Origin of the sequence: Bordetella trematum (assembly GCF_900078335.1) — a bacterium.
Taxonomy (GTDB): domain Bacteria; phylum Pseudomonadota; class Gammaproteobacteria; order Burkholderiales; family Burkholderiaceae_B; genus Bordetella; species Bordetella trematum.
Genome location: NZ_FKBR01000005.1, coordinates 104,341 through 107,561, shown reverse-complemented (window position 1 = coordinate 107,561; position 3,221 = coordinate 104,341). Strand labels below are relative to the sequence as shown.

3 protein-coding genes are annotated in these 3,221 nt (G+C 61.1%); all 3 read left to right on the top strand.

All coding sequences use genetic code 11. The annotated features are described in order from the left end of the window. Positions 1 to 274: 274 nt before the first annotated feature. The 3 genes from rng to A7V84_RS21565 all read left to right on the top strand — a co-directional run bounded on the left by rng (position 275) and on the right by A7V84_RS21565 (position 3,202). Positions 275 to 1,738, top strand: a complete 1,464-nt coding sequence (gene rng, locus A7V84_RS00615) for a ribonuclease G (RefSeq protein WP_025512315.1) — start codon at positions 275 to 277, stop codon at positions 1,736 to 1,738. A gap of 234 nt (positions 1,739 to 1,972) precedes the next feature. After that, positions 1,973 to 2,626, top strand: coding sequence for an integrase arm-type DNA-binding domain-containing protein (locus tag A7V84_RS21570; protein WP_231940057.1), 654 nt, complete (start codon positions 1,973 to 1,975; stop codon positions 2,624 to 2,626). A 6-nt stretch (positions 2,627 to 2,632) separates the two neighbouring features. After that, entirely contained in the window at positions 2,633 to 3,202 is a 570-nt protein-coding gene (locus tag A7V84_RS21565) for a site-specific integrase (protein WP_231940066.1), read from the top strand. Positions 3,203 to 3,221 lie beyond the last annotated feature (19 nt).

Genomic DNA, 3,221 nt, shown 5'->3' with positions numbered 1-3,221 from the left:
GACGTTTCGCTTTGCGATAACCGCCCTGGAGCACTGCCCGGGAACCGCTTCGTTCCGGCTCGCCTCACTTGAACAACCCGGCGCCGGAGCGCTTGCGTTGTGTTCTGTGCTGCGAGGGGGCGAACTATAGCACAGAAGATTTCCTTGTGTCAGGAATATGGCACTTTTTTTAAAAATCGATGACCCGGCATCCGTTGGAACAGCTGGGTTGTCCGCTCGCACGCCCTTACAAGTACGGTACCCTAGCGCATCCCTCCAAGATGCACGGACCATAATGACTGAAGACATTCTGATCAACGTCACCCCTTTTGAAACCCGTGTAGCCATCGTGGCGCAGGGGGCTGTGCAAGAGTTGCATGTCGAGCGCAGTATTCAGCGCGGGCACGTGGGCAACATCTATCTGGGCCGGGTGGTCCGGGTATTGCCCGGGATGCAGAGCGCCTTCATCGATATCGGCCTGGAGCGCGCCGCCTTCATCCATATTGCAGATCTGCGCGAGAATCGCCAGGAGCGCAGCCAGGGACAAACCGCCACGCCCATCGAGAAGCTGCTCTTCGAGGGGCAGACCCTCATGGTGCAGGTCATCAAGGATCCGCTCGGCACGAAGGGCGCCCGCCTGTCCACCCAGATCAGCATTGCCGGACGGATGCTGGTTTACCTGCCTCACGACCCACATATAGGCATCTCGCAGAAAATCGACTCCGAGGCCGAGCGCCACCAGTTACGCGAACGGCTGCAAGCCCTCGTGCCCGAAGGCGAGAAAGGCGGCTTCATTGTTCGTACGCAGGCCGAAGGCGCCAGCGATGAAGAACTGGCAGCGGATCTGGCCTATCTGCGCAAGCTCTGGAGCAGCGTGCAGGCCGCAGCGCGCAGCCAGCCAGCCCCTACCCTCCTGCACCAGGACCTGACGCTGGCGCAACGCGTGCTGCGCGACATGGCCGGCCCGGATACCGGCATGATCCAGGTGGACTCTCGCAGCACCACCGCCGAGCTCCAGGAGTGGGCCAAGATCTATACCCCCTCGGTGTTGCCGCGCATCCGGCATTACAGTGGCGAGCGCCCCCTCTTTGACACCGCCCAGGTCGACGAGGAGATCGCACGCGCCCTGTCGCGCCGCGTCGACCTGAAATCCGGCGGCTACCTGATCGTGGACCAGACCGAGGCCCTGACCACGGTGGACGTCAATACCGGCGGCTTTGTCGGCGGCCGCAACTTCGATGACACGATTTTCAAGACCAATCTGGAAGCCGCCCAGGCCATCGCGCGGCAACTGCGCCTGCGCAATCTGGGAGGCATCATCATCCTGGATTTCATTGACATGGAAGACCCGGAGCACCGCGACACGGTGCTCGCCGAGCTCAAGAAGGCCCTGTCACGCGATCGCACGCGCATGACGGTTAATGGCTTCACGCAGCTGGGCCTGGTGGAAATGACGCGCAAGCGTACGCGTGACTCGCTGGCCCACCAGTTGTGCGAACCCTGCCCGATGTGCCAGGCGCGCGGCAATGTCCGCACGCCCCGCACCGTCTGCTATGCCATCCTGCGGGAAATCCTGCGCGAAGCGCGCCAGTTCAACCCAAAAGAGTTCCGCGTGCTGGCCGCGCAAAGCGTGATCGATCTGTTTCTGGAAGAGGAAAGCCAGCACCTGGCCATGCTGGGCGATTTCGTGGGCAAGCCGATCTCGCTGGAGGTCGAAGGCAGCTACTCCCAAGAGCACTACGACATAATCCTTATCTGATGTTCCTGGGCTATCTCATCTTCTCATATTCACTCATAAGCCCCGGTAAATCCGGGGTTTCTTTTGCCAGACGATATCCCGGGTTATCCTCCAATCCCAATAAAATTGGGTAGCTCGACGGGTAGCCTGCACAATTGGCTACCCAAACAGGGAGAAATCATGCCGACAAAGCGCCTGCTGCAGGGCCTGCTGACCGATCTTCAGATAAAGGGGTAGGTCCGCGCTGGCGGTCCTGTGGCAAAGTCAGACGGCGGCGGCCTCACGTTCACGCTATCAAAGGCAGGCACCGCTTCGTGGGTGTTGCGATATCGAGCAGCAGGCCGGCGGCGCGAGCTGACCCTGGGCAACTACCCCGATATCGGCCTGGCCGATGCTCGCAGGATGGCCAGAGAGCGCCGCGTCGAAGTTGATCAGGGGCAAGACCCGGCCGAGCTGAAAGCTGCAGCCAAGCTGGAAGCACGCACCGCCACGCTCGTTCGGGATCTCATCGCTGACTATATAGAGAAGCGCCTTCACCACTTGGCCAACAGCACTGTGCGAACCTACGGCCGCCAGCTCAAGCTGATCGAGGCAGCGCTCGGCACCAGGCCAATCAAGGACGTCACCCCCCAGGAGATTGTCGACCTGATTGCCAAGCGCAAGGCTGGATGGCGCGACCAGACCGACGGGTGGCGCGAGACCGAGACCCTTTATATAGTTGCCCGCGAGCTCTTCAAGTTCGCCGCGGGGCAGCGCCTGATCGTCGTCAACCCCACCATGGGGATCAGCCTCGAAGCCGTCATCGGCACTCGCCCCCCCCCCGTGAAAAAGCGCCTCATGCTTACAGAGGACGAAATTCGCGAGGTCATGAATGCCAAAATGAACAGGCAGAACCAGCTGTCGATCTGAATCCTGATGGCCACGGCGGCGCGTGTAGGTGAGCTGTATACGGCCAGGCGCGAACACATCTTCACCGACGAGCACACCATAGCTCGGCTCGGTGCCGGTAGGTGGCACATCCCATCAAGCAAGACAGGGCCGGCAGTTGATATCCCACTTGCCCCGCCGGTGGTTGAGTGGTTCAGAGAGCTGGATGCGCTGGTGATGCAGTCCGCCTACCTATTGCCGGCTCGCTGGGTTGCTCGGCTGGAAGGCAACGGCGGCGATCACCATGTGGACGAGAACACCATTGCTTTCGCCATCGATTATTGGCTGGCCGGGCACAAGCCTGACGTCCGCCGCTTCACTCTGCATGACCTTCGATCCACCGCCAAGTCATATCTGCGCTCCCTGGGCGTCATGCGCGATATCTCGGAGATGTGCCTGAACCACAAGCTGCCTGGCGTTGAGGGTATCTATGACCAGTACACATACTGGCCGGAGCGCCGGGACGCGCTCGCGGAACTTGCCGCGCTGTATGTGAGCCACCAGGGCGAGGTCCAGGCAACTGGTAACGCGCGAAACGCGATCAGGCTCATCGCGTAGAACCACTGCGGTGGAAATG